This window comes from Mycobacterium sp. (assembly GCF_040509115.1).
Taxonomy (GTDB): domain Bacteria; phylum Actinomycetota; class Actinomycetes; order Mycobacteriales; family Mycobacteriaceae; genus Mycobacterium.
The window spans coordinates 1-24868 of record NZ_JBEVLO010000196.1 but is presented as its reverse complement, the minus strand read 5'-3'; the positions used below and the strand labels follow the sequence as shown (position 1 = coordinate 24868).

Below are 24868 nucleotides of genomic sequence, written 5' to 3'. Positions count from 1 at the left end.
CACTAGTGCGACAGACACGTCGTACCGCCTCAGTTGTCTCGAACGCGGGAAGTCAGATGGTGCGGGAACTGACCGAGGCGACGTTGCTCACACTTACCGCACAGGTTTGACCCACGGACGATAACGTAGCACCTCTGCAGGTATAGCAACTAGCCAAATCGTGACTAGATCTGCACAATGGGGTGCGAATTGTTTACCGCCGATTCTCCGGGGAGGGGTCAGATGGCATCGTTTGACCGCTCTGGCCAGTCACTTAGTGGCACGTCGCAGCTCAGCAATCCTGCTCAACCGACGGGGTGCGACGGCCACAATGACGCGGACGCGAGTTTGCCAGTGAACAGCATCGCGAAGATTCGAACCTCTACAGCCCGCCAGTCGGCGTGGAATTATTTGGTGTTTGCCATCAGCAAGAGCTCCACGCTGCTGATGACGGTCGTCCTTGCGAGGTTGCTTGAACCGGCCGAGTTCGGCCTGTTCGCACTGGCCCTCTTGCTGGTGAATCTGTTCGATTACGTCAAGGATTTGGGCGTCGTGGCGGCCCTGGTCCAGAGTGACCGCGACTGGAAGCGGATCGCGCCCACCGGATTTACGCTGTCCATCGTCTTCGGGGTCGCTACCGGTGCCGCGCTCGCCGCCACTGCGAGCATCTCGTCCGCGATGCTCGGCCATCCGGAACTCGCCGGGCTGATCCGAGTCCTCGCGATAGCGCTAGTGATCTCGTCCCTCAGCGCCATCCCGCTGGCTCGACTGCGCCGCGACCTGAGCTTCCACAGCAGACTGTTCCCCGAATTCTGCGGCGCCGTTGCCAAGACCGCGCTCACGATCGGGCTGGCGGCCACCGGGCACGGGGTATGGAGCCTCGTCTACGGTCAGCTGGCGGCCGTCGCCATCACCGCTGCGCTCTACTGGCGAGCGGCACCGGCGATGGGTCGCCCGGGGTTCGACGCCGCCGAGGCACGTCAGCTGATCCGGTTCGGGATGCCGGTCACCGGTGTCACCCTGCTCGCGTTCGCGATCTACAACGTGGACTATCTCGCCATCGGAACCCGGCTGGGCACAACCGAACTCGGCCTCTACACGTTGGCCTACCGCATCCCTGAACTACTGGTGCTCAACCTTTGCATCGTGATCAGCGAGGTGTTGTTCAGCTCACTGTCCCGGCTGCAACACGACCGAGCGCAGCTGGCTGCGCACTATCGGCAGACCCTGGTCGTGGTCATGGCACTCACCGCTCCGATCGGAGTGGGCCTCGCCGCAGTGTCGGGACCATTGGTGTCGACACTCTATGGAACCGAGTACGAGGGCGCCGCAACGATGCTGGCCATTCTGGCCGCCTACACCGTCGTGTACTCGGCCTCGTTCCACGCCGGCGACGTCTACAAGGCCGTCGGCCGACCGGGATTGCTCACCGCGATCAACGCGGCCAAACTCCTCGTGCTCGTCGGGCCCGTATGGTGGGCAGCCGGCCACGGGGCCACCCTAGTGGCAACGGCGATCCTCGGCGTCGAGACCGTGCATCTCGCCCTCCGACTCGTGCTCGTTCGCCGGTTGGTACCGCTGCGAGCGACTGATCTGCTCTCGGCAATCGCCCGACCCGTCGCGGCGGCAGTTCCGATGGGTCTCGCCCTGGTGGGCCTCGACGCCGCGATGGCAGGCGAACCCGCACCGCTGCGACTCGGCGTTCTCATCGCACTGGGACCCGCGATCTACCTTCTGGCCCTTCGCTTCACGGCCCCACAGCTCACCAGAGAGGCGCTTCGGTTGGTCAAGGCTCGCACCGAACGTCTGCGCCACACCCAGACTGCGCCCCAAGCCGGTCGCCAAGAGCCTCACTCGAAAGGATAGTCATGCATCGTCAACGAATCCGGTGGCAGGCACGCGCCGCGATCTACGCCCTCGTCGGCCTCGTCATCGGCGTCATCGTCGGCCTGGCGGCTCCGCTGCCGACGCACTACCAGGCCGAGGCCAGGGTGGCCCTGCTCCCCGCCGCCAACCTGTCCATCGCCGACTCGTCGAGTTACTGGGAGGTGCTCAGCCGCGGCCAGGTGCCACACACCGCGGCGGTCGTGTACGGCGATGCGAAGTGGCTGCAAAGTGCGGCGTCCGCCGCCAACGTCGGACCGTCCGACCTGACGCTGACCGCGGGTCCGATGCCAGACACCACGCTGGTGCTACTGACGGTGGACGCGCCTTCGGCCGCTGCCGCGCAGTCGGCACTCTCGGACGTGCTGGCGAAGGCGACACCCGAAGTCGCAGCGTTGTCCGCTCCGTTCACCCTGCGCGTGGTGGCAACGCCCGAGGGAAACACGACAGCCATTGGGCCCCAGCGACTTCAGGTGGTCGTCGTCGCCGGAGTCATCGGACTTCTGATCGGCCTCGGTGCATACTTCGCGGCCCGCCGCCTCATCAAACGGTCAATCGTGGTGCATAGCTCGCCGGTCGAGCCTGAATCGCTGCCGGTGTCAACGTGATTCATCACCCGGCGCTTGGCCACCCGGTCACGCGCACTGACGCTGCGTTCGTGGCGCTGCTCGTCATGGTCGTCGTCGAGGTGACCAACCTGAGTGCGGTTGCCGCAATGCACGTGGCGCTGCCGATCTTCACCGGCTCCCTCCTGCTGGGCATCGTCGCACTCGGGTTGACGCTCACCGACCACACGGCGAGAGCGCGACTGAACCGATGGACCGTCGTCGGTGCAGTGCTGGTCGGAACCTACATGTGCGGTCAGCTGGTGGCGACTCTCGGGAGCACTGACCTTGGGGCCTCGACCCCGACCCTCTGGCGCGCAGGCGTCGACGCGATCTACGTCGTGGTCGTCCTGATGTTGGCACAGGTCACCGCTCGACCGTGGGCGCTGGCGGCCGCCGTCGTCGTCCCGATGGCGGCATTGTCGATGCTGACGGTCTTCAGTTTCGTCGTCTTCCACGGCGCCACCTCATTCGGCGGCTTCGCGACCATCACCGACGCCTCCGGCGAGCTGGTCACGACCCAGCGCTACGGCGGTCCATTCCCGGACTCCAACTTCTGGGGACGGCATCTGGTCCTGGCCATGCCGCTCTCCTGGGCGTTGGCACATCGTGCGTGGCGGATCGACCTCCGCGGCCGCGCCGTCGCCTGGGGTGGGGTCACCCTGGTGTTGATGGCCGGCATCTACCTGACCCAATCCCGGGGAACGCTCCTGGCCGTCGGCGCGGCGGCGGTGTTGTGGCTGGTGATCGCGGGCATGCCCGCCAAGCTCGCCGTCCTCCTACCCGCCATGTTCGCGATGCTGCTGATACCGGGCATCGGCAACCGGTTCGTTGCGCTGATCGCCGACGTATCCGGCGGATCGCATGGGGTAGATCCGTCGGTCTTGGGCCGCAAGGCATCTCAGGAGATCGCCTGGGCGATGTTCGAGCAGCGACCGCTGTTCGGCTACGGGCCAGGCACCTTCTCCGACGCCATTGCGGAATACGCCGGTCGGGTACCAACCGTCGTGCACGACGAGATCATCGCCCCGCACAACCTCTACGCCCAGTTGGCAGCGGAGAGTGGCTGGTTCGGTCTCATCACCTGGATCGTGATGATCGCTGGCTTCCTCACTCTCCTGGCGGTGCGGATCGCCGCACACCCAGGGCGGGACAGGGGACTGGTCGCCGCGGTGTTCACGGGAATCGTCGCGTGGTCCATCGCCAGTCTCTTCCTCCATCTCGCCTACTTCCGCACCCTGGGACTCCTGCTCGCGCTGGCATGCGCTCTGTGTTCGACAGCGCCCGTCGGACGTGTCGGCGTGCGGCGCCTCGTCAACACCACCGCGCGCTGGAGCGGCGCCGTCGTGATCGGCGCCGTGGCCGCGGGTGGCATCCTGTCGCTCTCGGGAACCTCGGCGGTGACCGCCAGCGAGAAAGTCACGCTGGCACCGGTGGGTCGACCGGACGGCTACTACGCATACGCCCTCGACGTCCGCTCGCGCGCCGAGCTCCTCCCCACCTTCGCGGAGCTCATGACGGCGCCGGGCACCCCAGCGACGATCGAGTCAGACCCGGTCAGAGGCACCATTACCGTCAGCGTCACGGCACCCGACTCCACAACGGCGCGAACCGAACTCGACGACGTCATGCGGTCGGCACGGACGCGGATAGTGGAGTTCATCGGGCCGAACCAGTACGCGATAGTCCAGCTCTCCGACCCCAGCGTGGCCGGAGTCGTCCTCACGCCGCGGCCCGCGATGTTCGCCGCCGCCGTGGCAGGCCTCGCCGCGGCAGCGGCAGCGGCAGCACTCCTCCCCTCGCTCATCGCGGCCGCCCGCTCGCGGCGGCGCGGATCCTCGTCCCCAACGTCGGCCCTCGACGACCAGGCAGACTCGGAATCCGACCCACACCACGTGCCCCCGCCCGTCCTGCAAGAAACGATGTCATGACACGCGATGCCACCGTCCTCGTCGAGTTCTCCCCGTCGGGAGGGCTGTTCCAGTACACCGCCCAACTCGGTGACGCCTTGGCCAAGCGCGGCACTCCGGTAGAGCTGTGGACCGGACCGAAGCCCGAATTGGACTCCTCTCAGGCTGGATTCACCGTCCGTTCGATGCTGCCCACGTGGCATCCCGGTGACACCGCGCCACTGGCGAAGCCATTGCGCCTGGCACGTCGGGCGGCCCGCGCCGCCCAGTTGGTCGTTGCGTGGGCAGTACTGGCCTACCGGCTCCGGACCGAATCACCACGTGCGGTGCTGTTCTCCCAGTGGCGCTTCACGTTCGAGCCGCTCTTCGTCGTGGCCATCCGAATGCTGATGCCGCGAACCGCATTCGGGATCGTCGCCCACGAACCCCTGCCCCGGTCGGATGCCAAGGACACCAGCACGCCGAAGTCGGGCCGACTGCTGCGGGCGGCATTCAGTGCTGCCTGGCGTCGGATGGACGTCGCATTCGTCCTCGGTCCGCAAACGCGCCAGGTCGTACTGGACCACTGGCAGCCCCGGTGCGAAGTCGTCGTGATCCCGTTCGGCGACGCGGGTTCCCTATGGAGCGCCGAAGAGGTGAAGCCCGCCGATCAGACCGAGCCGACCGCCGTCTTCTTCGGCACCTGGACCACGTACAAGGGCATCGACGTCCTGCTCGACGCGTTCTCATCGGTTCGAGCCGAACTCCCCTCGGCCAGGCTGATTCTCGCTGGCGCGGTCGGTGCCGACGTCGACGGCGAGGAACTCGTGGCCCGAGCCGGGCGAATCGGGAACGTGGACTGTCGGCCCGGCTACCAGCCGTTGGCGGAGGTACCCCGTCTTCTCGAGGCGGCCCGAGTCGTCGTGACTCCCTACATCCGCGCCAGCCAAAGCGCCGTCGTCCATCTGGCCTTCACCTTTGGCCGACCCGTCGTCGCCACCACCGTCGGCGACCTGCCTGCCGCCGTCGACGACGGTGTGACCGGACTGCTCGTTCCGCCCAGTGATCCGCAGTCCCTGGCCACCGCCATGCTCAAGCTTCTGCTGAATCCCGACCTCGCCGCCGACATGGGCGCCGCAGGGCGGGCATCGGTGTCCCAAGCATGGGCGGTGACCGCGAGGCTCATCGGCGACGCAGTGGCCGACGCCGCCAACCGACTCGACAGGAAGGCGTGAATGTCGTTGTCACGCAAACGAAAGAAGATCCTCGCAGCGGCCGTCGTCGCCCTGGCGGTGGCCGCGACCTTGTCGGCCGTTGTGACTAGCGGACAGTCGGGGGGCAGCACGTTCGTCCAGCCCTTCGCGGATTCGAGTCCCTTCCGAACACCGATACCGGACGACGTCGCGGTCGATCCCGGCAGCGACGCCATGATCCGTGCGGTGACGGGTGACGGCAACCTGCACGCCGCGCTCGTCGAGTTCGGGATACCGATCTTCAGCGCCGATGCCCAGACACCGACGTACACGGTGCCCTGCCGCGCGACGGATTGGGGTCCGTGCCCGTTCGACGGCAGGCAGATCCCGATTCCCGACGGGGCTCGGCCACACACCGGTTCAGACGGCGCGATGGTGGTGGTCGACGAGTCGACACGCACCAGCTACGAGTTCTGGCAGGCGATCAACTCCGATGGCGGATGGTCCACCGAGTTCGCCGCCATCAATGACATCGACGGTTCCGGATGGAGCGGAGCTGCCACCGGCTCGGGCGCATCCCGCCTCGCGGGGGTGATCCGCATCGCGGAGGTTCAACAGGGTTCGATCTCGCACGCGCTGGCGATGCAGACCAACAACGTGTGTGAGGGGGCCCCGCGACCTCCCGCCCTGAAGTCGGATGGTCGCTCGACCAGCCCGGACTGCCTTCCGGAAGGCGCTCGCCTCCAACTGGATCCGAGCCTGGACCTCGACTCGCTCAATCTGACGGCCGGTGAGCGCATGGTGGCCGTGGCGATGCAGCGCTTCGGCGGCTACATCGTCGACGTCGGTGGCGCACCGTTGAGCGTCAGCTTCGAGATGGATCCGGCCTCACGGAGCGACTTCATCGGCTCGGCGTATCAGGAGGCAGGTTTTCGATGGGACTACGACGGCATGACCGACATACCGTGGCAACGACTTCGGGTGGTGCAGTGAACCTTCATTCGACGACTGCGAGTACGAGCTCGAACACGATGACGGTCTCCGGTACCGCCACGCGGCCGATGCGCGTCCTGGTCCTCATCGACGCCTTTCGCATGGGCGGCGCCGAAACTCTGTTGGCGCCTCTCGCGGCGGCATCCCGCGACACCGACGTCGTCATGGACTTCGTTGGGGTGTCACCGGCTTCGGTCAACGCGGACAAGACGATGGCGATTCTCGCCGAGGCAGACATCCGGCCCCGTTCGCTGGGCATTCGACGGCTGCTCGACCCCTTCGCGATACCACGGTTGGTGAACGAAATCCGGCACGGGTGCCGCGAGGGCGGGGACGGTAGCTACGACCGGGGATACGACCTGGTCCACGCGCACCTCGAAATGGCGATGACGCTCGCCGTGCCCGCCGCGCGGTTGACCCACCGCCCGGTCTTCTGCACCTTTCATCACGTCGCCCGGCCCTTGGATGGTCGCGCACGCTGGCGAGAGCAACTGGCCGTGGCCGCAGCCACCCGGTCAGACGGGGCCCTGTTCGTCTCGGACGCCTCACGCGCGTCGTTCCAGCAGCGGTACCACCCCAGTGGGCTGCCCGGTAACTGGGACGTCCTGCACAACGGCATCGACGTCGATCTCTACCAACCCGGGCAGGCCAACGCCGCGGTTCGTCGCGAAATTGGCGGCGGCACGGGACCACTGGTGGTGCTGCCCGCCGCGTTCCGCGACTTCAAGGGCATCCCCGTCGCCGTCAAGGCGTGGCGGCTCGTCCTCGACCGCCATCCCGACGCGACGCTGGCGCTGGTGGGTGGCGGACCGCTCGAGGCCGACCTGCGGGCCGCCGTCGGCGAAGCGGGACTGACGGATTCGATCGTCTTCGCGGGCGTCCGAACCGACATGCCGGAGGTGTACCGCGCCGCCGACGTCATCCTCCTGCCGTCCACCCACGGGGAGAATCTGCCGACCGTGCTCATCGAGGCGTCGGCGAGTGGGCGCGCGATCGCCGCGTCCCGGATCGGTGGCGTCCCCGACATCGTCGTCGACGACGTCACGGGCCTGTTGTTCGAGCCGAACGACCCCGAGGGGCTCGCCGACGCGGTGGGGCGTCTCATCGAGAGCCCGGCACTGCGAAATACCCTCGGACAGAATGCGATTCTCCGCGCGCAGCGCGAATTCTCCGCTGCGGCATGGCTGTCCCGGCTGCAGACGCGCTATGCCGTCGCCCTCGGCAGGCAACCGTGAGTCGAGTCGCAGTCGACTACCTCGTCTCGAGGTTTCCCGTCACCTCCGAGACCTTCATCGTGCGGGAACTCGAAGCGCTGTCCGACACCGGCCGTTACGACATCGGCCTGCGTTCGCTGTTCGCTTCCCCCGATCCCGAGGTGCACGACGTCGCCCGCCGCTGGACGCCCCGCCTGGTGCGTCCCGGCATCCGGCAAGCGGTCGAAGGCATGGCATGGGCGGTGGTGCGGCATCCGATCGCCACCATCGCCGTTCTCGCCCACGTGGTGCGCGGCTACGCAGCGGCGCCGAAGCTGCTGATTCGCGCGTTGGCCACCGTGCCGCTTGCGGCGGCCCACGCCAGAGATCTGAGTCGGCCAGGGGCTCCCCGTCACGTGCACGCCCACTATGCGACGTACCCTGCGCTGGCGGCGTGGATCTGCTCACGGCTCGCCGGTGTCTCCTATAGCGTCACCGCGCACGCGCACGATATCTACGTCGATACGTCCATGCTGGCGACCAAGATCGCCGATGCGCGATTCGTGGTCACCGTCTCTGAGTACAACCGGACCTTGCTCAACGGGCTCGCCGGCGGGGTCACCCCCGTGGAGGTGGTGCACTGCGGCATCCGCAGCGGCGAGTACACCCATCGCCCCCGCTCGATCCCGTCGACCGGCCGCATTTCCGCGCTGTGCGTCGCCTCGCTGCAGGAGTACAAGGGCCACGCGGTGTTGCTGCGCGCGCTGGCGCTTGGCGGGGCAGGCGTCGACCGCATCGACCTGGAGCTCATCGGCCACGGCCCGCTCCATGACGAGCTGATTGGCCTCGCCGCTTCTCTCGGGATCGCGGGCCGGGTGCGGTTTCACGGTGGACGCTCGGAGACGTTCGTCAAGGACGCTCTCGACCGCGCCGACCTGTTCGTACTGCCCAGCATCGTCGCGGCCGACGGTCAGATGGAGGGGCTGCCTGTCGCCTTGATGGAAGCGCTCGCGTGCGGCGTTCCGACGGTATCGACCACCCTGTCCGGCATCCCGGAGATCGTCGTGCCGGGGGTCACCGGACTGCTGGCCACCGCAGGCGACGCCGAAAGCCTCCGGGACACGCTGGAGGAGATGATCGCGGCGGGCCCTGCGGTGGCGAAGTTCGCAAGGGCTGGGCGAGAACTCGTCGAGCGGGAGTTCGACTCCGTCGATGCGACGAAGGCACTGCTGCGGCTCTTCGACAGCTTGGAATGACCCGTGTCAGATGCCAAATTCCACTGGCGGCGAGGACAATTCGCCGAGCATCCAGGCGATCCCCGCGGCGGAACGCTCGGCGGCCTTGCCGTCTCCGAACGGATTGCCCAGGGACACCATTGCGGCCCGCTCGGCCGGATCGTCGAGCAGCCTGGCCGCCATCGCGGTGATCGCGTCGGCATCGGTGCCCATCAGTCTGGCGCAGCCGTAGTCGACTGCCTCCATCCGCTCGGTGACCTCACGAAGGACGAGCACGGGCACACCGAACGTCGGCGCCTCCTCCTGGATGCCGCCCGAATCGGACAACGCCAGCGTGGCCGCCGCCAAGACCCGCACCAGTACCGGATAGTCGAGCGGCGGCGTGATGCACGCCCGCGGATGACCTCCGAGGGCGGCGTGAACCTGTTGCCCCACAGCGGGGTTCGGATGGGTCGGCAGCACGACCTCGACGTCCGGATACGCGTCGAGCAGGCGTCGGACGGCGCCGAGCACCCGATCCAGCGGTGCGCCCCAGGACTCCCGCCGATGCACGGTCACCAGCAACAGCCTTCTGGTGCGTGCCTCGGCGCGGGCGACGAACGCCGCCACGGTCGGGTCCTCGATCGCGTGATTCTGCGAAGAGATCTCCAGGACGGCGTCGACGACGGTGTTGCCAGTGACCAGGACGTCGGAGGTGTCGATGTTCTCCCTGAGCAGATTGTCGCGGGCGGCGGGCGTCGGCGCCAGGTGCAGCGAGGCCACCTGACCCACCAATCGGCGGTTGCCCTCTTCGGGGAACGGAGCAGCGAGATCATGCGACCGCAGACCGGCTTCGAGGTGCACGACCGGAATCTTCGCCCAGAACGCCACCATCGCCGCAGCGAGCACGGTCGTGGTGTCGCCCTGGACCACCACGGCATCCGGCGGCGACGCCCAAAGGCGTTCGAGGGCCAGCGTCAACCCCGCCATCAGCTCCGGCTGGGTGCCGGTCGAGCGAACTACTTCGAGGCTGACGTCCGGCCGCATTCCGAAGGACGCGAGCGCTTGGTGGACCATCGTCGGGTGCTGGCCACTGGCCACGAAGAAGGGTTCCAGACCCGCATCGCGCAGCGCGGGGACCAGGGGGGCGAGTTTGATCGCTTCGGGACGCGTGCCGGCGATCAGGTGCACTTGAGCCATACCCCATACTATCCATACAATGCATTTGCTTGTCATCTCGACAGCAACACAAATGACTTCAACGTACGACGACGGGTGGTTCGGTGATCGGTTACCTGGCTCTTGCCGCATCGTCTTTGGCTTATGCCATTGGCCTGGTGGCACAGAGTGTCGGCGCACGAAGAGCGCGGCGCACCGACGGTGTCGACGTCACCCTGCTGGCACGCTTGGCGACCGACCGAGTGTATTCATTGGGATTTGCTGCACAGATCTTGGGGTTCCTGCTCGCCTTCGTCGCCCGCGGCACCCTGCCGCTTTACCTCGCGCAGGCGGGGGCCTGCGCCTCGGTGGGCCTCGCGGCAATCGGCGGCGCCGCCGTACTCGGTTGGCGCGTGACCCGCGCCGAAGTGACGGTGTTGGCAGTGATGACCGCCGCGCTGCTTCTGCTGGCAGGCGCGGCCGAACCGTCGAGGGCCAGCGACGTGTCGGTCACGACCACGGCAATCCTCACAACGGGTCTGGTGCTGTGCGGCGCGCTCTGCATTCCGGCGTGGCGGGCCCGTGGCGGAGTCCCTCTCGCGTGCCTGGCAGGCGCTGCCTTCGCGATCCTGGCCGTCGCCAGTCGCCCCCTCGCGTCGATGCCGATTCACGACTGGCTCGCCGAACCTCTCACCTGGCTCACTCTCGCCTCCGCTCTCCTTGGCCAGGGGTTGCTCGCGGCAGCGCTTCAACGCGGCTCCACCATTTCGACCGGCGCGTCGATGGACGCCGTCACCATGGTGGTGTCCGCGCTGGCGGGCATCGCGCTTCTTGGCGATCAGATCGCCGGCGGCCGGACGTGGTGGGTCGTGCTCGGACTGACGATGATCACCGCTGGTGTGCTGGCGATGGCACGGGTCGGCACCGTCGTGCCGAATCCTGACGACGTACCTGCCGTAGTTGCAGGGGAACGGGGCTGATTCATGATGACCACGCGACCGGTTGGCAGTGTGTCCTTCGATCTCGACAACATCTGGTCCTTCCTCAAGACCCATGGCGATCCCGAGTGGGCAGAGCGACCAAGCTACCTATCCGTTGCGACGCCGAGGATCGTCGAGTTCCTCGGTGAGACCGACGTCGTATCAACGGTTTTCGCGATCGGCGCGGATGTCGTCCGCGACGACGGCGCCGAGGCGGTGCGCTCCTTCGCCGCAGCGGGGCACGAGATCGGGAACCACTCCTTCGAGCACGAGCCGTGGTTGCAGCGGTACTCCGAGGACCGCTTGGCCGACGAAATCGACCGCACGCACGACGCAATCGTCGCTGCAGGGGCGCCGGCACCGATCGGTTTCCGGGGACCCGGGTACAGCACCAGCCCGGTGTTGCAGCGGCTGCTGGCCGAGCGCGGCTATCACTATGACGCCAGCACGCTCCCGACGTGGATCGGGCCGTTGGCGCGGGCACACCACTTCCGCTCCACTACGCTGACGCCAGAGCAGCGCGAGGAGAGGGCCGAGCTGTTCGGTGGTGTGGGTCAGGCACGACTGCCGTTGCGGCCGTATGTATCCGGTGAATCGGGTATCGCCGAGCTTCCCGTCACCACGATGCCCCTGCTGCGCGTCCCGATCCACGGTTCGTACCTGATTCAGCTCTACGCGGGATCACCGGCACTGGCCCGCACCTACTTTCGCACCGCCCTTCGCCTGTGCCGGATGCGGGCAGTGGGAATGTCGATGCTGTTGCACCCCACCGACCTGCTCGACTCACGCGACGCACCGTCGCTGACCTTCTTTCCAGGCATGTCGGTTCCGGCGCAGGAGAAGCACCGATTCATGTCGTGGGTGGTGACGACCATGAAGCGGGAATTCGACGTCGTCGGTACCGGGGCGCACGTGAAACAGGCACTGCCAGCCGTCAGCCTCTGACGGGCGACTGCACTCCGTTCGAGGCGGTTGGCGGCGCCACGGGCGACTCACCAGGGCAGGCACGGCGGGTGCGAAGGAAACCGAACACGGCGAGCAACAGCCATGCGGCGACGATCGCGACACCGTCGGCCACGCCTGCGGCGCGCGCCCCGGCCAGCGCGGCGATCACCTCGTCGACCCGCGTGTGATGAAGATGAGGCAACACGAGCAGAGCCACGGCGGCGAGCGGCATCCACGCGAGCGGGCCGCGGCCGCGTCTCCAGAAGGCAGCAGCCACGGCGGCCATCGCGGGGACCGCGATGAGGATGTCGCCGGGCTGATGGACCACCGCGACGATCACCGTGACCAGACAGAGCAAGTCGGCGACGGGTGCCAGCCCCGGGATCGACGAACGGTCGAGACGGCGGGCGATCAGCCCGCCGATGACGATTGCCAGAACCAAGCTGGCAACTTCGAGACCCGGAGGAGCCCAGCCGGTGAGGCGGAAGAACACCCCGGCCATGTCGGGCCTGCGTGCCGTCATGGAGTCGATGGCCGCGTAGTCGGTGTTCTCCGCCCAGTTCAGGTTCTCCCTGATGGCGGCGAGGAAGGACGACAGCCCCTGCTGGGCGATCAGATAGCCGACGACCGGCGCACTGGCCGCCGCGGCGATGGCGGTGCCGCCGACGGCGACCCGCCACGACCCCATGATCAGCAGCACGACGGCGAGCGGAAAGCCGAACTGGGGCTTCACCCATGCCAGCGCCAGGGCGGCGGCAGCCCATCCGGGATGCGTGCGGCGCAGCAGCAGCGTTCCCGCGGAGCCGAGCGCAACCATCGGGTTGATCTGCCCGACGTAGAGCTGGGCCTTGCCGACCTCGCCAACCAGCAGGAGCGCCGCGACTCCCCCGAAGCCCGCCGCCAGCGGAACGCGAGGTCGTAGCTGCCGCGCCGCCAGATATGCCAGCAACAGCAGTAACGCGAGCCCCACCAGGGTGAAGGCGACCGCCCCCAGTCGATATCCGCCGACCGCAAATGGCATGTTCAGGATCAGGTGATACGGCTGGTAGAGGTTGAAGTTCTGGCGGACCGGCCAGTGCTCGAACATCGACGACGGACTGTATGGATTGTGCCCGGCCATCAAGTCCCGGACGGGGTAGTACAGCGCATCCCGGAAGTCCTGCATGCGAACCTCGGCCTCATTGGACCGATCGGGCAGCGGGACCTTGATTGCCGGCTGGACGTCCAGCCAGGCCCATATCGCGCAGAGCGCGAGAAGCACCACTGAAGCCACGGTCCAGCGCCACGCGGGCACCGCGCTCGACGGCCGCTCGTTCGCGAGCTCCTTGACGGTCTCTGCCACGGGACTTCTCCGACGCCTCTTCTGTCAGCCGGGATCCCGAAGGGTTCGGAACCAGCGAGGCTACCCCCGCCCCGGTGCACTCGCACCCACGATAGCGCGCCTTCGGCAAACTATCCAAAGTGTGCCAGATTAACGAGTCGGTGCGCGGCGTCGCCGTGTCAGCCCTCCAGCTTGTAACCGAGTCCTCGGACCGTCACCAGGTGAACGGGGTTTGCCGGATCCCCCTCGATCTTCGACCGCAGCCGCTTGACGTGAACGTCGAGCGTCTTGGTGTCGCCGACGTAGTCAGCGCCCCACACCCGGTCGATCAGCTGACCGCGGGTCAGCACCCGGCCACTGTTGCGCATCAGGTACTCCAGGAGGTCGAATTCCTTGAGCGGCAACGTGACTGCCTCACCGTTGACGGACACGATGTGCCGTTCGACGTCCATCCGTACCGGGCCCGCCTCCAACACGCCGTCGCCGATGCCCGAGTCGTCGTTGTCGACGCCGCGCCGCAGCACCGCCCGGATCCGCGCGATCAGCTCGCGCGCCGAGTACGGCTTGGTGACGTAGTCGTCGGCGCCCAACTCGAGCCCGACCACCTTGTCGATCTCGCTGTCGCGGGCGGTAACCATGATCACCGGCACGCTCGACCGTGACCGCAGCTGCTTGCAGACGTCGGTTCCGCTCATCCCCGGCAGCATCAGGTCCAACAGCACGATGTCGGCGCCCGACCGCTCGAACTCCGCCAAGGCCGACGGGCCGTCCGTCACCACCGTGGCCTCGAATCCCTCCTTGCGGAGCAGGAAGGCCAACGGATCGGCCAGACTCTCTTCGTCCTCGACGATCAACACACTGGTCATCAGTAAGCCTGGTCCTCTCGGTCGTCCGATTCGTCATCGGTGTCGGGATGCGCCGGGATCGACAACGTGAACGTCGATCCGGTCCCCGGTTGGCTCCACAGCCGTATCGAGCCGTTGTGATTGGCCGCTACGTGCTTGACGATCGCGAGCCCCAGCCCGGTGCCTCCGGTGGCCCGCGACCGGGCGGTGTCGACGCGGAAGAACCGCTCGAACACGCGCTCCTGGTCGTCGCGGGCGATCCCGATGCCACGGTCGGTCACTGCGATTTCGATGTTGTCGCCCCGGCGGCGGCGACTGATCGACACCGGAGATCCCTTGGGCGAGTAGGCGATTGCATTGGACACCAAGTTGGCGATCGCGGTCACCAACAATTGCTCGTCACCCTTGACCCGATAACCCGTCGGCGCATCGGTGGTGATCGCGATGTCGGCGTTGTCGGCGGCCACCTTGTAGCGCGACAGTGCCTCGGACACCACGGTGTCGACGTCGACGGCGTCGAGGTCGGGCAGCGGGGCGGCGCCCTGCAGCCTGGACAGTTCGATCAGCTCACCGACCATGTTGGCCAGCCGGTTGGATTCGGTCACCATCATCTCGGCGAACCGGCCCACGGTCTCGGGGTCGTCGGTGGAGGCCAGCAGAGCCTCGGCGAGCACCCCCATCGCCCCGACCGGAGTCTTGAGCTCGTGACTGACGTTGGCCACGAAGTCCCTTCGGGTGGCCTCCATCCTCGCGTGCTCGGACTGGTCGTCGACGAACACCACCGCGAAGCGGCGATCGTCCTCGGAGAGCAGCCGGACGTGACCACCGACGGAAAGCCCCGAGCGGCCGGGATTCTGCCGCCGCACCGGGGCCAGGTCGAAGTCGACGTCCACGCCGGTGCTCAACGTCCGCTGGGCGGCCGTCCAGGCCCGGTCGTCGAGGAGCCTTTCGCGCACCAGTCCGAGCTCGCGCGCCTTCTCGTTCATGAAGACCACGTCACGGTACTTGTCGACCACCACGGTGCCCACCGGTGACAACGCCACGATCTGCTGAAGCATCTGGGAGACGGTGATCCCGTCCTGGTCGACCGAGCGGCGCTGTCTGCGCGCAGCGATGCGTGGCGCGAACCTCAGCGCGATCATGGCCCCGATTGCGAGCGCGATGAGAGAAACGACTGCCACCAACAGCAGCGCCGCTACCACACTCACGCGAAAATCGTACGCACTCGGTGAACGCCATCCCAGCAGCGTGCGGCCAAATCGGGACAAGTCACACACACAAACACAGGAGTTCGGACCCCGTTCACCGGAGTTCACCCACTGTTTGCCTCGGCGGCGGTTCGCCGGAGGCGCGGACCGTTACTTCGCGCCCTGAGCCGCGACCGCTGCGGCACCCGCCGCGGCGGCGTCGGGATCCAGGTAGGCGCCACCGGGGACCGTCGGCTTGAGCGCGTCGTCCAATTCGTACACCAGCGGAATGCCCGTCGGGATGTTCAGTCCGACGACGTCGTCGTCGGACATCCCGTCCAGGTACTTCACCAGCGCTCGCAACGAGTTGCCGTGGGCGGCGATCAGCACCGTCTTGCCTGCCTGCAGGTCGGGCACGATCGTCGACTCGAAGTACGGGACGAACCGGGCCACTACGTCGGCCAGGCACTCGGTCAGCGGACCACCGTCGATGTCGGCGTACCGCGGATCGGCGTCCTGGCTGAATTCGCTGCCCTTCTCGATGGGCGGTGGCGGGGTGTCATAGCTGCGCCGCCACGCCATGAACTGCTCTTCGCCGTACTTGGCCTTGGTCTCCGCCTTGTCCAGACCCTGCAGCGCGCCGTAGTGCCGCTCGTTGAGACGCCAGTCGCGGTGCACGGGGATCCAGTGCCGGTCGGCCTTGTCCAGCGCGAGGTTGGCGGTGTTGATGGCCCTGCGCAGCAGCGAGGTGTACAGCACGTCGGGCAGCACGCCCTCGGCCTTGATCAGCTCGCCGCCGCGGACCGCTTCGGACCTGCCCTTCTCGGTGAGGTCGACGTCCACCCACCCGGTGAACAGGTTCAGCGCGTTCCATTCGCTCTCGCCGTGACGGAGCAGCACCAGAGTGGCCATGCGCTTGATGCTATCCCGACAACGTCTTGGCGTGCCCCCCGCGACCGTGGGGGTCATGCACGGTTTCGGCCCCGTTCACGGGCACGAGGCCCACAGTCGGCTAGGAATCGTCGCCGTCGTCGATCAGATGCTCGAACGCCCGCAGATTCTTCAACGACTCGCCTCGTTTCACCCGCCAATCCCATTCCTTCTGGATCGACGAGTGAAATCCCAACTCCAGCAACATGTTGAAGTCCGACTCGACGGCCTGCAGCACCTGACCGAGGATGCCGTCGATCACCGCAGGGGTGACCGACTCCAACGCCAGGCGGCCCACCAGGTAGATGTCGCCCAGATTGTCGAGCGTGTACGCGACGCCGAAGAGCCTGCGGTTGCGCCGCAGCAGGTACCGGTACACCTTCTCGAAGTCCTCGTCGGGCTTGCGGCAGACGAACGCCTCGATGCGCACCGCGTGGTCGCCGACGGTCAGGATCGTGTTGGTGATCAGCCTGCGCTCGCCGGGCACCGCCACGACGAGACCCGACGGCGCGCCGTCAACGCCCTCGTGGAAGGCGTAGTCGAGGTCGGACTCCTTGAGCGTGTCCTCGATGATCTGAAGCGCTGGGTTGTCTACTCCTCGCGCAAGCGGCCCATCGCCCCTCACGCGCGGATCCCCCGCCGGATCGAGAACCGTCGCCCGTTGCGCCGCTCGGTGCGTTGATGGCGTGCCCGGTAGTCGGTGATGGCGTGCGCGTAGCTGGCCAGCAGGGCGTCGACGGTGTGCGCCCAGGAGAACGTCGCGGCGTGCTCGATCGCCGCGCTTCGCATCGTCGCGGGCCCGCGCTCGAAGAGATCGGCCATCGCAGCGGCCCAGTCCTCTGCATCGTGGCTGTGCACCAGGGTGCCGCTGACGCCGTCGCGCACGGCGACGGGTAGCCCGCCCACCGCCGCGGCGACCACGGGGGTGCCGCAGGCTTGCGCCTCGACGGCGACCAGCCCGAAGGATTCGGCGTAGCTGGGTACGGCGACGATGTCGGCGGCGCGATACACGTCGACCAGTTGCTCGCGGGTCTGTGGGGGAAGGAAGGTCACGCGTTGCGTCATACCCAGCTCGTCGGCGAGCCGAACCAGGCCGTCGGGATTGGCCAGGCTCCCCCCGCCTTGGCGGGATGTTGGGCTCCCCCCGCCTTGGCGGGCGATGAGGCCGGAGCCCGACGGCCCACCCGCCACCAGCACCCGGACGTCTGGAAGCTTGGCGGCCGCGCGGAGCAGCAGGTCCGGCGCCTTGAGCGGCTGGATGCGGCCGATGAAGGCCACCACCTTCTCGTCGGCGGCCAACCCCAGAGCCGCCCGCGACGCGGCGACGTCGCCGGGCCCGAAGGCGGCGAGGTCGACCCCGGGATGCGCGACGTCGATGCGGTCCGCGTTGGCGTGGTGCAACGAAATCAGTTGCTGGGCTTCATATTCGGTGTTGACGATCAACCGGTCGGCCTCGTCGACCACTTGCTGCTCACCGACGGCCCGCAGCGGCGGCTCGGGCTGATCGCCGATGGCCAGTGACGCGTTCTTCACTGCTGCCAGCGTGTGCGCGGTGTGCACCAGAGGCACCGCCCAGCGGTCTCGCGTCAGCCAGCCCACCTGCCCGGACAACCAGTAGTGGGAGTGCACCACGTCGTAGTAACCCGGTTCGTGGGTGGCCTCGGCTCGCAGCACGCCCGCGGTGAACGCGCACAACTGCGTCGGCAGGTCGTTCTTGTCTAGACCCTCGAACGGCCCGGCGACCACGTTGCGGACCAACACCCCCGGCGCGACCCTGACCAGCGGTTCGTCGGCCGAGGACGTCGCCCTGGTGAAGATCTCCACCTCGACGCCGCGCCTCGCCAACTCCAGCGCGGTCTGCAGGACGTACACGTTCATCCCACCCGCGTCGCCGATCCCCGGCTGGGCCAGCGGCGAGGTATGGACCGACAAGACGGCTACGCGCACACCCAATACTGACACCGAGGTCGGAGTCGCCGACCGTTGCCCTGTTCGCGGGCCCGCCAAGGGCTGCGTCAGGCGGACTTGTCGCGGATCGCGCGGCGCATCGCACCGATCGGATCGGCGTACAGCCCGCCGAGGGACACCACACCCGCTCCGGCTTCCTGTACCCGGTTGCCGAATGCGGTCACCCGGATGTCGCGCGGCGCGAGCACTGAACGCCTCTCGTAGGCGGCCTCGACCAACGCCATGCCCTCTGGGTACTCGGTGAAGGCCTGACCGCCCACCACGAGGTCGTCGGGGTTGAGCATGTCGCGCAGCAGTGCGACCGCCTCGCCGAGCACGCGGGCACGTTCGGCGAGCAGTTCGGCCGCCTTGGCGTTACCCTGCCGCGCGGCGCGCAGGACGCCCGCGATGGTGGCAGACGGACCCTCGAGGGGGATGATCCGCAACTTGCGGGCCGCCGTCAGCACCGCCTCGTCGCTGACCGTCGACTCCAATTGGCCGCTGCCGCCCAGCAATTCGGAGTACGCGGGCAGTGCGGCGATGGTGCCCGGACCACTGGCTGGCGAATGCACCCGGCCACCGATCGACAGGGCGTACCCGACGGTTTCGCGCGCGTACACGTAGAGGCTGGTGGAACCGGTCGCTCCCGCAGCACCGGTGCCCGCACCCCGCGGAAGGGTCCCCGCGTCGGGGACGGCGCGCGTGCCGAGCAGCAGTTCGGCGCCCGCCATGGCGTCGACGTGGGATGCCAGCGACACCGGCAGACCGAGGGTTTCGGCCAGCACCGGCCCGACGGGTGCGTCGGTCCAGCCGAGGCGCGCATGGTCGAGGTGACCGGTGGCGCTATCGACGATGCCGCCCGCGGCGACGCCGACCCACAGCGCCCGACGGCGGTGCCACCGACTCAGGTAGCGGCTGGCGCTGCCTGCCAGCGCCGCGAGTGCCGCGTTCTGAGTTCCACGGGGGGTGGGGGTTTCGACGACGTCGAGGGTGCGGCCGAAGAGATCGGTGGCGACGATGCTGGTGACGCGGGCGCCGATGTGGATGCCGAGAGTGAGGAAGGGTTCGTGGTTGACCTCGACGGGGACGCGGGGCCTGCCGATCGCGCCGGAGACGGCCAGATCGGCGCGCTCCCGCAGAACGCCGGCGTCGAGCAGGGCGGTGACCTGCCGGTTGACCGTGGCGATGCTCAGCCCGGTGGTCTTCGCGATGACGTCCCTGGCGATGGGGCCGCGCAGTCGGGCGGCGCTGAACACCGAGGACGCGGCGGCATCGGCGACGCGCAGCGAAGGGGCGACGATGTGGTGGCGGGCAAGCAGGGCACGCTTGGCGTGCGCGGTGGAACCTGCGGAACCGGCGTTACCGGCGAGGGGGGAACGAACGGCGGTGGCGGTGGTGGTGCTCACGTGGGGTGTCCTTGGGGGAGAGTCGGCTGGTGGGCTTTGGCCACACCTGGCGACTCAGCAGGACGGGGAACGTCGGCGTGCAGTCAGGCGCGGCGAGATACGCGGCGACAACAACACGCCCGGGACGTGGCGAGGCGCGAAGCCTGACTAGGGGACACGTGGTGAACTTAGCACGCCAACTAATGTTGGTGGAATGACGGCACCTGAATCTCCCCAACTCGTCGCGGTCGTCACCGGCGCCAGCTCGGGCATCGGTGAAGCAACCGCGAAAACCCTTGCTGGACTTGGCTTCCACGTAGTCTGCCTGGCCCGCCGCGAGGATCGCATCAAGGCCCTCGCCGAGGAGATCGGCGGCACCGCCATTGTGGCGGACATCACTGACGGCGCGGCGATCGAGGCGTTGGCCGCCGGCTTGAGTCGCGTCGACGTCCTGGTGAACAACGCAGGCGGCGCCAAGGGCGTGCAGTCCGTGGCCGACGCCGACCTCGACGACTGGCGGTGGATGTGGGAGACCAACGTGCTGGGCACTCTTCGCATCACCAGGGCGCTGCTACCGAAGCTGATCGAGTCGGGCAACGGACTGATCGTCACGATCACGTCGATCGCCGCGTTCGAGATCTACGACGGCGGCGCCGGTTACACCTCGGCCAAGCACGCGCAGGCCGCGCTGCATCAGACGCTGCGCGGTGAGTTGCTCGGAAAACCGGTGCGGCTCACCGAGATTGCGCCAGGAATGGTCGAAACCGAGTTCTCCGTCGTCCGGTTCGGCGGAGACCAGAAACGCGCCGACGCGCTGTATCAGGGCATGACCCCGCTGGTGGCGGCGGACGTGGCCGAGGTCATCGGGTTCGTCGCGTCCCGCCCGTCACACGTCAACCTGGACCAGATCATCATCCGGCCGCGGGATCAGGCCACCGCGACGAGGAAGTTCACCCGCCAGGAGTCGGAGCCGAAGTAGCCTGGCTCGGCGGCGTCGTGGTCGGCGTGCCCGACAGCGACGGCGCGTCCGCCGGGGTCGCGGGCGCGCTGGTGGGCATGTTGACCTGCGACGCCTCCGGGGTCACCGCCGACATGGACTTCCACTCGTCCCAGCTGACGGCCCAGTCCCAGATGTCGCCGTCGGCGTAGGACAGCTCGATCGACGTGCCGGTGACCTCGACGGGGTCACCGTAGATCGCGGTGTTGAAGTACTGCTGGGCGTCCTCGGTCGACAGGTTGATGCATCCGTTGGTGACGTTGGTGTTGCCCTGGGCGCTGGCGCTGTTCGGGTTGGCGTGAATGAACTCGCCGTTGTTGGAGATCCGAACGGCGAACCGCTCGTGCACGTTGCTGTACCCGGCCGCCGGGTTGGACATGTAGAAGTCCTCGTACTTCTCCGTGACCACGTGAACGCCGCTACGGGTGACGTTGCGCGGCTCGTCACCTTCGCCGTAGCTGCACGGCAGCGTCATGATGACGCCCTCATCGGTGACGACCTCGATCTGGTGCGACGACGCCTCGGCCTTCACCACCTGGCGCCTGCCGATCTCGATGTCCAGCGTCGAGTCGGCCGCGCCGAACGCGCCGTCGCCGAACGGGACCCCGTAGAGCCGGGCGTCGACGTGCACCTTGGTTCCCGGCGGGTAGTAGTCGCGCGTCCGCCAGTGCACCCGCGAACCGCCGACCTCGTCGGGCAGCCACGCCCAGCTGCCCTCGACCGATGGCGTGGTGGTGACGGTCAGCGCTCGCTCGACGTCGGGCTTGGCGTCGTCGCCGATCGCGGCGTCGAACTGGATGATGACCGGGGCGGCGACGCCGACCACCTGTCCGTCGGAGAGCTGGAACTGACCGTTCACCTGGGTCTGGGGCAGAACCGTCGTGAAACTGCCGGTGAGCGGGATGGCCTTGCCGTCGCGGCCGACCGCGGAGCCGCCCCAGGTGTACTCGACGCCGAAGCCGAGCGGCTCGGTCGTCGTGAACGACGTGCGGTCGCGATTGATGACGCCCGAGACCACCAGACCCTGCGCGTTGGTCAGTGAGACGCGTTGCAACCAGCCGTTGGACACGTCGATGCCGACGGGAGCGGTGGGAACGACGTCGGTCGACGAGAGGGCGGGTTTGAAGGCGACCTCCGCCTTCGCAGGCGCCTCGGTCGAGGACTCTGACGAGGATGTGATGGACCTACCGCTACAGGCGGCGAGGACGCCGGAAGCGCCCACGGCGATTGCGGTCAGCGCCTGGCGCCGATTGATGGTCACGTGTACATACGGTACCTAGAGATTGCACCCAACCAGAATCGGCTCGGGTGTGAGGTCTATCCCGAACGCGTCCCGCACCCCGTCGCGCACCGTCCTGGCCAGGGCCAATACGTCCGCCGTCGTGGCCGTCCCACGGTTGGTGATGGCCAGCGCATGCTTGCTCGACAGCCTTGCTGAAGCTGCGTCGTCGGGGTAGCCCTTGCCGAAACCGGCCTTCTCCACCAGCCAGCCCGCCGCCAGCTTGACCCCGTCGGCGGCCGGATAGTTGGGCACCGGGCCGTCCCAGCCGGATCGCAGCCGCTCGAATTCGGCCGAGGACACCACCGGATTGGTGAAGAACGAGCCGACGCTCCAGGTGTCGCGGTCGGCCTCCTCGAGCACCATGCCCTTGCGGGCCCGCAGGGCCAGCACCGCCTCGCGCACCCGCGTCGGTTCGACCCTGGCACCGGGGTCTGCGCCGAGCGCGGTCGCCAACTCGCCGTAGCGCAGCGGTGCGCTCAACTCATCGGTGCCGAGCTCGAACTCGACCTCGAGCACGACGGCGTGTGTCGAGTTCTTCAACACGCTGCTGCGGTAGCCGAAGCGCAGCGCGTCGGGCCCGACCCACCGATCCTCGCCGGTGCGGCGGTCCAGCAGGCGCACCCGGCTGATGACGTCGGCCACCTCGCCGCCGTACGCGCCGACGTTCTGCACGGGCGTCGCCCCCGCCGACCCCGGGATGCCGGACAGGCATTCCAGCCCGCCGAGGCCGTATGCCAGCGACGTCACGACGACGTCGTCCCAGACCGCGCCCGCCTCGACGCGCACCAGGTTGTCGCGCACCGTGATCTCGGTGTTCGCCATCCGGACGACGGTGAGATCGGCCAGATCGTCGGCGAGCACGACGTTGGAGCCGCCACCAAGTACCAGGACGCGGTCGGCGGGGGCGTCAGGCAGCTCCCGCAACACGCCGATCACCTGATCGGTGGTGTCGCACGTGACGAACCGGGCCGCGACCGGCCCGATCCGCAGGGTGGTCAGCGGGGCCGTCGGGACCGACGTGTGGACGGCCACGCCCCCGATCTCCGAACTGGCCACGGGCGGTAACGGTAGCCTGGTCGGCTATGCCGCGTTCCTTCGACATGGCAGCCGAGTACGACGGCCCCGTCGACCAGATCCACCGCGCCTTCGCCGACGAGCAGTATTGGCTCGACCGCTTGGGCGACTCGGGCGCGGACAAGGCGACGCTGGACTCGATGATCTTGGGCACCGACGGTGGCATCGAGGTCATCACCACGCAAACCCTGCATGCCAGCCGGTTGCCCGCCGTCGTCGCGCAGTTCCACCACGGCGACCTGAGCTTCGTGCGGGAGGAGACGTGGACGCCCATCGTCGACGGACGCGCCACCGCGGTGGTGAAGGGCACGATCCCCGGCGCCCCCGCGACGCTGGGCGGGGACGCCACCCTGACGAAGGAGGGCGCGGGATCCCGGCTCACCCTCACCGCCACCGTCGAGGTTCGGATCCCACTTCTCGGCGGCAAGGTGGAGAACTTCGTGGGCGGTCAGCTGTTCGAGCTTCTGCGCGCCGAGCAGGAATTCACGTCGGCGTGGATCGCCAGAAACGCCTGACCGGCCACTAAGGTCGAGAGGCATGGGGCCCCCGATCGGGCAGCTCACCCGAGGGACCACCGGGTACAACCGGTTGCGCCGCAGCGACCGCTGGCTGGTGCACGCGCCGCGCGTACGGGCCACGCTGCTGTCCGCCGCCGATCCGCTGGTGGTCGACCTCGGCTACGGCGCACTGCCCGTCACCACGCTGGAGCTCGCGGCGCGCCTGCGCACGGTTCGCGCGGACGTCCGGGTCGTCGGGCTCGAGATCCACCCCGAGCGGGTGGAGACCGCCCGCGCCGTCGCGGGGGCCGCCACGGACGTGGAGTTCGGCCTCGGCGGCTTCGAGCTGGCCGGGCTGCGACCAGTCTTGGTGCGCGCCTTCAACGTGTTGCGCCAATACCACGTCGACGACGTCGCGGCGGCGTGGATGCAGATGCAGACCCACCTCGGCCCGGGAGGCCTGATCGTCGACGGCACCTGCGACGAGCTCGGGAGGCGATGCGGCTGGGTGCTGCTCGACGGCCAGGGACCGGTCAGCCTGACACTGGCGTGCGACCCGTTCGCCATCAACAGCCCTTCCGACCTGGCCGAGCGACTGCCGAAAATCCTTATCCACCAGAATGTCTCGGGTCAGCCGATCAACACGCTGCTGACCGCCGCGGACCACGCCTGGGCAGGCGTTGCCGGTCACGGCGTGTTCGGCGCGCGGGAACGCTGGCGTGCAATGCTAAATGCGCTGCGCGACAGTGGGATCGCGGTCGAGCCGCCGCGCCGCCGGATGCGCGACGGCGTACTTACGGTGCCGTGGGCAACCGTGGCCCCGCATCAGCCTTGACAAGTTCCGGCTCCGGTTCGACCGTATCCACCTCGCCGAGAGCGTCGTCGAGATCTTCGACCACCCGGATGTCGAGCCCGCGAATCGGCGCCGCCGGGGTGACGAGCGCAACGGCCGCATAGGTGACCAACGACGCCGCGAACGCTATGAACGTCGGCCAGCCGTCGAACGATGCGTCGAATACTCCGTTGGGGATGTAGAGGATCGTATTGTCCAGGCCGTACATGGTCGGCGTCATCGCGAACAGCACGAGGCGGACGGTGAGACCGACGACGATCGACACAAGTGCGGCAACGGCAGTGCCCCTGCGCCACACCAGCCCGAGAATGAACGGCACCACCAGACACGCCAGCAGCAGATCGAAGGCCAGCGTCAGCAGGATCCCGGTCTGCTTGACGTAAATCGCGATCACGATCGCCAGCACTGTCACCGGGACCATCGCGATGCGCGTCGCCCACAGGAGCGGATCGCGCTGCCCCGGCACGTGCACACGGCGAACCCCGCCGAGGTTGCGCACCGACACATTGGAGATGGC

At 67.9% G+C, this 24868-nt stretch carries 23 protein-coding genes; 12 read left to right on the top strand and 11 right to left on the bottom strand.

Going from position 1 to position 24868, the window contains the following annotated elements; genetic code table 11:
• Positions 1-333: 333 nt before the first annotated feature.
• The 7 genes from ABW137_RS13890 to ABW137_RS13860 are packed head-to-tail and all read left to right on the top strand — an operon-like array spanning position 334 to position 8992.
• Positions 334-1845 carry a lipopolysaccharide biosynthesis protein gene (locus ABW137_RS13890; RefSeq protein WP_526400821.1) on the top strand — a complete coding sequence of 504 codons (1512 nt, stop codon included), beginning with the start codon at positions 334-336 and terminating at the stop codon, positions 1843-1845.
• 2 nt (positions 1846-1847) lie between these two features.
• A complete protein-coding gene (locus ABW137_RS13885) occupies positions 1848-2471 on the top strand; it encodes a hypothetical protein (RefSeq protein ID WP_526400819.1) in 624 nt (207 codons plus the stop codon).
• Positions 2472-2521: 50 nt separating this feature from the next.
• Complete coding sequence (locus ABW137_RS13880) at positions 2522-4399, top strand: O-antigen ligase family protein (RefSeq protein WP_526400817.1); 1878 nt, start codon at positions 2522-2524, stop codon at positions 4397-4399.
• Complete coding sequence (locus ABW137_RS13875) at positions 4396-5592, top strand: glycosyltransferase family 4 protein (RefSeq protein WP_526400815.1); 1197 nt, start codon at positions 4396-4398, stop codon at positions 5590-5592. Before ABW137_RS13880 ends, ABW137_RS13875 begins: the two co-directional genes overlap by 4 nt.
• Positions 5593-6543 carry a hypothetical protein gene (locus ABW137_RS13870; protein WP_526400813.1) on the top strand — a complete coding sequence of 317 codons (951 nt, stop codon included), beginning with the start codon at positions 5593-5595 and terminating at the stop codon, positions 6541-6543.
• 38 nt (positions 6544-6581) lie between these two features.
• Positions 6582-7778, top strand: coding sequence for a glycosyltransferase family 4 protein (locus tag ABW137_RS13865; protein WP_526400811.1), 1197 nt, complete (start codon positions 6582-6584; stop codon positions 7776-7778).
• Positions 7775-8992, top strand: a complete 1218-nt coding sequence (locus tag ABW137_RS13860) for a glycosyltransferase (protein ID WP_526400809.1) — start codon at positions 7775-7777, stop codon at positions 8990-8992. Before ABW137_RS13865 ends, ABW137_RS13860 begins: the two co-directional genes overlap by 4 nt.
• 6 nt (positions 8993-8998) lie before the next feature.
• Here the strand turns inward: ABW137_RS13860 and wecB are convergent, their stop codons facing one another.
• On the bottom strand, positions 8999-10150 hold the full coding sequence (gene wecB, locus ABW137_RS13855; protein ID WP_526400808.1) for a non-hydrolyzing UDP-N-acetylglucosamine 2-epimerase: 1152 nt from the start codon (positions 10148-10150) through the stop codon (positions 8999-9001).
• Positions 10151-10287: 137 nt separating this feature from the next.
• Between wecB and ABW137_RS13850 the strand changes: the two genes are divergently transcribed.
• Positions 10288-11088 carry a hypothetical protein gene (locus tag ABW137_RS13850; RefSeq protein ID WP_526400806.1) on the top strand — a complete coding sequence of 267 codons (801 nt, stop codon included), beginning with the start codon at positions 10288-10290 and terminating at the stop codon, positions 11086-11088.
• A gap of 3 nt (positions 11089-11091) precedes the next feature.
• Complete coding sequence (locus ABW137_RS13845) at positions 11092-12033, top strand: polysaccharide deacetylase family protein (RefSeq protein WP_526400804.1); 942 nt, start codon at positions 11092-11094, stop codon at positions 12031-12033.
• On the opposite strand, the gene ABW137_RS13840 is transcribed toward ABW137_RS13845, so the two are convergent.
• The 7 genes from ABW137_RS13840 to ABW137_RS13810 all read right to left on the bottom strand — a co-directional run bounded on the left by ABW137_RS13840 (position 12023) and on the right by ABW137_RS13810 (position 19582).
• Complete coding sequence (locus ABW137_RS13840; RefSeq protein ID WP_526400802.1) at positions 12023-13375, bottom strand: glycosyltransferase 87 family protein; 1353 nt, start codon at positions 13373-13375, stop codon at positions 12023-12025. The genes ABW137_RS13845 and ABW137_RS13840 overlap by 11 nt on opposite strands.
• A 158-nt stretch (positions 13376-13533) precedes the next feature.
• On the bottom strand, positions 13534-14220 hold the full coding sequence (gene regX, locus ABW137_RS13835) for a two-component sensory transduction protein RegX (protein WP_526400800.1): 687 nt from the start codon (positions 14218-14220) through the stop codon (positions 13534-13536).
• Positions 14220-15407 carry a sensor histidine kinase gene (locus ABW137_RS13830; protein ID WP_526400798.1) on the bottom strand — a complete coding sequence of 396 codons (1188 nt, stop codon included), beginning with the start codon at positions 15405-15407 and terminating at the stop codon, positions 14220-14222. The genes regX and ABW137_RS13830 overlap by 1 nt, the downstream gene beginning before the upstream one ends.
• A 150-nt stretch (positions 15408-15557) precedes the next feature.
• The gene (locus ABW137_RS13825) at positions 15558-16298 is read right to left on the bottom strand and encodes a phosphoglyceromutase (protein ID WP_526400796.1); all 741 of its coding nucleotides are present in this window, start codon (positions 16296-16298) and stop codon (positions 15558-15560) included.
• Between the two features lie 100 nt (positions 16299-16398).
• The gene (locus tag ABW137_RS13820) at positions 16399-16941 is read right to left on the bottom strand and encodes a YbjN domain-containing protein (RefSeq protein WP_526400794.1); all 543 of its coding nucleotides are present in this window, start codon (positions 16939-16941) and stop codon (positions 16399-16401) included.
• Positions 16938-18278 (bottom strand): D-inositol-3-phosphate glycosyltransferase, encoded by a 1341-nt coding sequence (mshA, locus tag ABW137_RS13815; protein ID WP_526400792.1) that lies wholly within the window; start codon positions 18276-18278, stop codon positions 16938-16940. Before mshA ends, ABW137_RS13820 begins: the two co-directional genes overlap by 4 nt.
• Positions 18279-18331: 53 nt before the next feature.
• Positions 18332-19582, bottom strand: coding sequence for an ROK family protein (locus tag ABW137_RS13810; RefSeq protein WP_526400825.1), 1251 nt, complete (start codon positions 19580-19582; stop codon positions 18332-18334).
• Between the two features lie 280 nt (positions 19583-19862).
• Here ABW137_RS13810 and ABW137_RS13805 point away from each other — a divergent pair, with 280 nt between their 5' ends.
• The gene (locus ABW137_RS13805) at positions 19863-20627 is read left to right on the top strand and encodes an SDR family NAD(P)-dependent oxidoreductase (RefSeq protein ID WP_526400790.1); all 765 of its coding nucleotides are present in this window, start codon (positions 19863-19865) and stop codon (positions 20625-20627) included.
• On the opposite strand, the gene ABW137_RS13800 is transcribed toward ABW137_RS13805, so the two are convergent.
• Entirely contained in the window at positions 20599-21900 is a 1302-nt protein-coding gene (locus ABW137_RS13800; RefSeq protein WP_526400823.1) for an Ig-like domain-containing protein, read from the bottom strand. The two genes, ABW137_RS13805 and ABW137_RS13800, sit on opposite strands and share 29 nt — an antisense overlap.
• A gap of 21 nt (positions 21901-21921) precedes the next feature.
• Positions 21922-22983: a UDP-N-acetylmuramate dehydrogenase gene (locus ABW137_RS13795; protein WP_526400788.1), complete on the bottom strand. Its 1062-nt coding sequence runs from the start codon at positions 22981-22983 to the stop codon at positions 21922-21924.
• A gap of 26 nt (positions 22984-23009) precedes the next feature.
• On the opposite strand from ABW137_RS13795, the gene ABW137_RS13790 reads away from it, so the two are divergent.
• The gene (locus ABW137_RS13790) at positions 23010-23516 is read left to right on the top strand and encodes a DUF2505 family protein (protein WP_526400786.1); all 507 of its coding nucleotides are present in this window, start codon (positions 23010-23012) and stop codon (positions 23514-23516) included.
• 22 nt (positions 23517-23538) lie between these two features.
• Positions 23539-24333, top strand: coding sequence for a class I SAM-dependent methyltransferase (locus ABW137_RS13785; RefSeq protein WP_526400784.1), 795 nt, complete (start codon positions 23539-23541; stop codon positions 24331-24333).
• Here the strand turns inward: ABW137_RS13785 and ABW137_RS13780 are convergent.
• Positions 24293-24868 (bottom strand): sodium:solute symporter family transporter (locus tag ABW137_RS13780; protein ID WP_526400782.1); only part of this gene is annotated, 576 nt, incomplete at its 5' end. The two genes, ABW137_RS13785 and ABW137_RS13780, sit on opposite strands and share 41 nt — an antisense overlap.